This window comes from Singulisphaera rosea (genome assembly GCF_054877945.1).
The window spans coordinates 60,998-67,451 of sequence record NZ_JBTYIP020000045.1; the positions used below are offsets into that span (position 1 = coordinate 60,998).

Consider the following 6,454-nt stretch of genomic DNA (forward strand, 5'->3'; position numbering starts at 1 on the left):
AAGCCTTTGGCAAAAATTCGGAATGAATTTTTTGCGGCCGATTCAGAACCTTGGTGCATAAATCCGGTTTCCTCGTCTGCGAGGGGGGCACCATGTCTCCCAATTAAATAGCGTCAAGCACCTTCCTCAATTCCTTCCTTTTCCAAGGACTACGCCGATTTTCGTCACGACCGCTAACTGTCCCAAGTCATTTGGAGCAATTGCGGGATTCTCCGAAAGAATCGATTCCGGTCTTCACCGGACGTCTCGCGATTTAAGGGTATTTCCCGTCGCCGTGTCTCGATCGAGTTCGCGATTCCCGAGTCCCGGGTCAGGAGCCAGCGTGACGCGTGTGGGATTTTCCAAGTCATAGAACTGTTTTTGGGTAATCGAAGTTTGTTGTTCTGGGCCTCGGTTTCTGAATTGGGGCCCGAGCGAAATCCTCTCGCTTTCCCCGTCTCACGACGCGTCGAGCATCCCATGGCTTCCAACCGGCGGATTAATGAGGTTGATGGGAATCACGATCGAAATTAGTGGTTTCATTGGTAATATATAGTCAATACATAAAATGGGTTTCGAGTTGATGGTGGGGCATTCAGGTCCTTTCCCGCTCCATCCGCTCGCATTTCGCCGGGTGGGCACCCCCACCAGCATTCATGAAGAAGGGCTGGCGGCCGTGCCCATCCGTCCTGGGTCGTGAATGGCGCCAGACATCCCGACCCTCGATAACGCGGCACCAACTCGAGCCTCGGACCGAGGTTATGCCAGGATTGGCATCGGGATTGCCGGGTTTCTCGTCAGAGGTCTGCGGGAAGATCCCCGAGGGCCGGGGGATCGTTCTCGATCGGCCTTGCTCCTTCCTCGCTCCAGAGAGGCATGTCGGGCTCGTCCGCGTCTCGGGCGAGGAGGAATGGTGCGCATTCGATTGAGGGTGTCCCTCCCATGACCCGGTCCACGACGTCGACGGTGCGGCAACCTGTGAATCCTTCGCGAAGGAGGCCGGTCGGCGCGGAGTTGATCTCCGGTGGCGGGGTCCATTTCCGGGTCTGGGCCCGAGGGCGACGGAGCGTGGAGTTGGTCCTCGAAGGAGGCCCGGCGGGTGAGATGAGTCCCGGCTCGGCCTCGGTCATGCTCCGGTCCGAAGAGGACGGGTATTTCTCGGCGCTGGTCCCTTCGGCCGGGGAGGGGATGCGATATCGCTACAAAGTCGACGGCGGAGACCCTCGCCCCGACCCGGCGTCTCGCTTCCAGCCCGAGGGCCCTCACGGGCCGTCGCAGGTCATCGACCCGTCCGCGTTCCGATGGACCGACGACGCCTGGCGCGGTCCGGGGTCGAAGGGCCATGTGATCTACGAGGTCCACGTCGGCACGTTCACCCCCGAGGGGACCTGGGCCTCGGCCGCCGAGGTCCTGGCGTCGCTCGCGATCCTGGGCGTGACGGTGCTCGAGGTCATGCCCGTCGCCGAGTTCCCCGGGCGCTTCGGCTGGGGGTACGACGGCGTCGACCTGTATGCGCCGTTCCACCACTACGGGACCCCCGACGACATGCGACGGTTCGTCGACCGGGCGCACGCCGAGGGCCTGGCGGTGGTCCTGGATGTCTGCTACAGCCACCTCGGGCCCGTCGGAAATTATCTCAACACGTTTTCGGATGACTATTTCACCGAACGCTACAAGAATGCCTGGGGCCGCCCGTTCAACTTCGACGGCGAAGGGGCGGAACCGATCCGGGAATTCGTCGCCGAGAACGTCGCGTACTGGGTCGACGAGTTCCACGTCGACGGGATCCGGATCGACGCGACGCAGGACATCCAGGATGCGTCCCCCGACCACATCCTCAAGGTCCTGACGCGCCGGGCCCGCCAGGCTGCGAGCGGGCGTCGAGTCCTGGTGATCGGCGAGAACGAGCCGCAGGAGGTCGCGCTGATCCGGCCCGAGGGGCAGGGGGGATTCGGCATGGACGCCCTCTGGTCCGACGACTTCCACCACGCCGCGATGGCCGCCGCGACCGGGAGGCTCGAGGCCTATTACGGCGACTACCGCGGGACTCCCCAGGAGTTCGTCTCGGTCGCCAAGCACGGCCTGCTCTACCAGGGTCAGCGCGACGTCCGCCAGGCCAAGCGTCGGGGGAGCCCCGCCTTCGGCATCGACCCGGGTCGGTTCGTCCTCTACCTCCAGAACCACGACCAACTCGCCAACTCGGCCTGGGGCCATCGGCTCCAGAAGCTGACCACGCCCGGGCGCCATCGGGCCCTGACGGCGATGCTCCTGCTCGGCCCGGGCACGCCGCTCCTGTTCCAGGGCCAGGAGTATGGCGCGTCGACCCCGTTCCTCTACTTCGGCGACCAGACGCCCGAGATTTCCGAGTCGATGCGACGCGGGCGGCAGGACTTCCTCTCGCAGTTCCCGAGCCTCGCCGGCGCCCAGATGAAGGCCCTGGTGCCTCGCCCGGACGCCCCGGAAGGGTTCCGGCGCTCGACGCTCGACCCGGCCGAGCGCGAGGCCCATGTCGAGGCCTACGCCCTCCACGCCGATCTTCTCCGCCTCCGTCGCGACGACCCAACCTTCCGCGATCGGCGTCCGGGAGGCCTCGACGGCGCCGTCCTCGGCCCCGAGGCGTTCGTCCTGCGTTCCTTCGGCGAAGACGGCGACGACCGGCTCGTCCTGGTCAACCTCGGCCCCGACCTCGACCTCAACCCGGTCACCGAGCCTCTGCTCGCCCCTCCCGAAGACGCCATGTGGGATCTCCTCTGGTCGAGCGAAGATCCTCGCTACGGCGGCTCCGGGACCCCCGCGCCCGAACGCGACGACGGGTGGCACATCCTCGGACATGCCGCCGTCGTCATGCACCCCAAGTTCACGGGACGACCTCATGGATAACCTCACGCTCTCGACGTCCTGTTCCCCCTCCGACCCGATCAGCGAGGGTACGCTCACCTCCCGGGAGTGGCTCGTCACCAACGGCCTGGGGGGTTATGCCTCGGGGACGGTCGGCGGCATGGCCACCCGGCGCTACCACGGGCTCCTGGTCGCGGCCCTCCCCGCGCCGCTGGGGCGCACGATGATGCTCAACCAACTGGGCGAGCGCGTCGTCCTCGCCGACGGCGGCAGCATCCCCCTGGGCTTCGAGTCGCTCGTCTCGGCCCCCTCCGGCATGCCCGGGGCAGGCCGGCTGGCCGAATTCCACCTCGAAGGCGGGCTGCCCGTCTGGCGGTTCGAGGTCGGCGCGATCGCGCTCGAGAAGCGGCTGGTCATCTCGCACCTCCAGAACACAACCTTTGTGGTCTATCGCCTCCTCTCCGGCGATGGCCCCGTCCGGCTCGTCCTCCGCCCCTCGGTCCACTTCCGCCCGCACGACTCGTCGGTCGACACCCCCCCGACGGGCCCATATCGGCTGACGGCCTCGGGCGACCAGTACGAGATCGCGACCGACGGCTTCCCGCCGCTCCGTCTCTTGCTCAAAGGGCGCGACCCCGCCTTCATGCTCGACGCGGCGGTCTCGGGCGAGATCCGCTACGCCGTCGAGGCGAGCCGAGGGTATGGCCATACGGGCAACCTCTGGAGCCCTGGCTATTTCCGGGCCGAGCTCACCGAGGGCGAAGACGTGAACCTCGTCGTCTCGACCGAGTCCTGGGAGACCCTGCGGGCGCTCGAGCCGTCGGAGGCCCTGCACGCCGAGCGAGTCCGTTCCGCCCGCCTGATCCGCAACGCCCGCAAGCAGGCGCACGGCGGCCCCGCGGCCGACCTCGTCCTGGCGGCCGACCAGTTCGTGATCACGCCCGCCGGCCGCGTCGAGGACACCGCGAGGGCCCACGCCTCGGGCGAGGAGATCCGCACCGTCATCGCCGGCTACCACTGGTTCACCGACTGGGGCCGGGACACGATGATCAGCTTCGAAGGGCTGACCCTCTCCACCGGCCGGATCGTCGAGGCGGGGTACATCCTCCGCACGTTCGCCTATTACATCCGCGACGGCCTGATCCCCAACCTCTTCCCGGAAGGGCGGACCCAGGGCCTCTACCACACCGCCGACGCCACCCTCTGGTTCTTCCATGCGATCGACCGCTACTTCGACGCGACCGAGGACCAGGAGACCCTCCACCTTCTTTTGCCCAAGCTCCTCGACATCATCGACCACCACCTAAAGGGGACCCACTTCGGCATCGGGGTCGACCCCCGCGACGGCCTCCTCCGCCAGGGGGCGCCGGGCTATCAACTGACCTGGATGGACGCCAAGGTCGACGACTGGGTCGTGACGCCTCGCCGGGGCAAGGCGGTCGAGATCAACGCGCTCTGGTACAACGCGCTTCGGCTCCTGGAAGGCTGGGTCCGCGACTGGCGAGGCGACGAGTTGGCGGCCCCCCTGGCCGAGCGTGCCGAGCAGGCCAAACGCTCGTTCAACCGACGCTTCTGGAACGAGTCGGCCGGCTACCTCTACGACGTCGTCGACGGCGAGAACGGCGACGACCCGGCCTGCCGTCCGAACCAGGTCTTCGCGATCTCGCTCGCCCACCCGGTCCTCGAGCGCGCGTATTGGGAGCCGGTCGTGGAGGTGGTGCGCCGAAAGCTCCTGACCCCGGTGGGCCTCCGCTCGCTGTCGCCCGACGACCCCGACTACAAGCCCAGGTACGACGGCGACCTCCGCGCCCGCGACGCCGCCTACCACCAGGGGACGGTCTGGGCCTGGCTGATCGGCCCGTTCATCGACGCCTGGCTCAAGCTCCACCCCGACGACCGCGCCGGCGCCCGCAAGTTCCTCGACGGGTTCATCCCGCACCTGAACGAAGACTGCGTCGGCTCCATCAGCGAGATCTTCGACGCCGAAGCCCCCTTCCACCCCCGAGGCTGCGTCGCCCAGGCCTGGAGCGTCGCCGAGGTCCTCCGCTGCTGGATCAAGACGGCCGAGTAGGGAACCCTCGGTCAGGACGCATGGCGTAAAATTTAAATAGTGTTGAATATTAGAAAAGTTGATATTATATTGGGCGATCACGCTCAGGCCGACGACTCGGACGAACGTCGCTCTCCCCTCCCCCCGGTAGAGAAGATGGTTGGACCAGTCACTCACGAGCCTCGTGGGTTACCGTGGACGATTGTGGCGTCTTCGGGCCGAGCCGACATCGGGAGGACTGGTCCATGAGTGATTCTCACACGACGCATTTCGTGGGTCTCGACGTTCACAAGAATACGATCGTGGTCGCCGTGGCCGAGGCGGGGCGGTAGCCCGCACGAGTGGTTGCGACGGTGCCGTCCGAGTTCAAGGCCTTGGGAAAGATCCTGGAGAGATTGGGGCCGAAGGCCGGGATCTCGTGCTGTTACGAGGCGGGCCCGACCGGTTACGGGCTGGCCAGGGCGTTACGTGCCGCCGGCTGGGCGTGCGACGTGATCGCACCGTCCCTGGTCCCGAAGAAGCCCGGGGAGAGGATCAAGACCGACCGCCGTGATGCGGCGAGGCTGGCACAGAACCATCGCAGTGGCGACCTGGTCGCGGTCACCATCCCGAGTGAGGCGTGTGAGGCGATCCGGGACCTGGAGCGGGCCCGAGACGCCGCCAAGAAGGCCGAGCGTGTGGCCCGCCAGCAGCTGGGCCAGTTCCTCCTGCGCCACGGCCGTCAGTATCCCGGCAAGACGAGTTGGAACGAAGCCCATCGGGCCTGGATCGCCGGCCAGGTATTCGCCGAGTCGGCGCAAAAGCATGTGCTCCGCGACGGGCTATCGGCCGTGGACCTGGCGACGTTGCGGGGTGCGCAGCTGACGGCGCGGCTGCGAGAGTCGGCCGAGGTTTGGGACGGGATGTCGTTGGTCAAGGCGTTGCAGGCGCTGCGCGGCGTGGAGTTCGTGACGGCCGTGACCGTAGCGGCGGAGGTGGGGGACTTCCGGCGGTTCGCGAGTGCGCGTGACTTCATGGGGTACGTGGGTCTGATCCCGACGGAGCAGACCACCGGCGAGACACGTCGCGGAGGTCCGATCAGCAAAGCTGGTAATGCTCATGTGAGGATATTGTTTATTGAATCGGCGTGGCATTACCGGAGGCAGCCGCGGATGAGCAAGGCATTGCGGGATCGGAGCGAGGGCTTGGCGGCCGGGGTGACGGCGATTGCATGGAAGGCGCAAAAACGTCTTCATGCTCGTCTGACGAACTTGATCGGCCGAGGTAAGCCGCCAGCGGAGGCGGTGACGGCGGTGGCGCGTGAGCTGGCGGGATTCGTGTGGGCGATCGGACGGGAGGAAGTACTGCTGGCGACGGCGGAGTGATCGGATAGACTGGAGTTGATCGAAGGATCTGAGAGAGGGAGGGCCAAAGGGACCGGTCGCGTTGGCAAAACGGTTAGGGGGAATCCTCGACCCCGCCTCTAAGAGGCTATCCGGTAATCCGAAAATTTCGTAACCTACGCCTGTAGAAGGAGTCAGGCCGATCGACATCTGTCCGAGGATTATTCCCATGCGTAAGTCCTATCCCTCCGACCTCAGCGACGAG

The 6,454-nt window shown here is 66.1% G+C and carries 3 protein-coding genes; all 3 read left to right on the forward strand.

Annotated features, from left to right (window positions below; all coding sequences use genetic code 11):
* The first annotated feature begins 921 nt into the window (after positions 1–921).
* The 3 genes from treZ to ACYOEI_RS38895 all read left to right on the forward strand — a co-directional run bounded on the left by treZ (position 922) and on the right by ACYOEI_RS38895 (position 6,231).
* Positions 922–2,859 carry a malto-oligosyltrehalose trehalohydrolase gene (gene treZ, locus ACYOEI_RS38885; RefSeq protein WP_462855913.1) on the forward strand — a complete coding sequence of 646 codons (1,938 nt, stop codon included), beginning with the start codon at positions 922–924 and terminating at the stop codon, positions 2,857–2,859.
* Positions 2,852–4,888: an amylo-alpha-1,6-glucosidase gene (locus ACYOEI_RS38890; protein WP_462855914.1), complete on the forward strand. Its 2,037-nt coding sequence runs from the start codon at positions 2,852–2,854 to the stop codon at positions 4,886–4,888. Before treZ ends, ACYOEI_RS38890 begins: the two co-directional genes overlap by 8 nt.
* 332 nt (positions 4,889–5,220) lie before the next feature.
* The gene (locus tag ACYOEI_RS38895; RefSeq protein ID WP_462855916.1) at positions 5,221–6,231 is read left to right on the forward strand and encodes an IS110 family RNA-guided transposase; all 1,011 of its coding nucleotides are present in this window, start codon (positions 5,221–5,223) and stop codon (positions 6,229–6,231) included.
* Positions 6,232–6,454 lie beyond the last annotated feature (223 nt).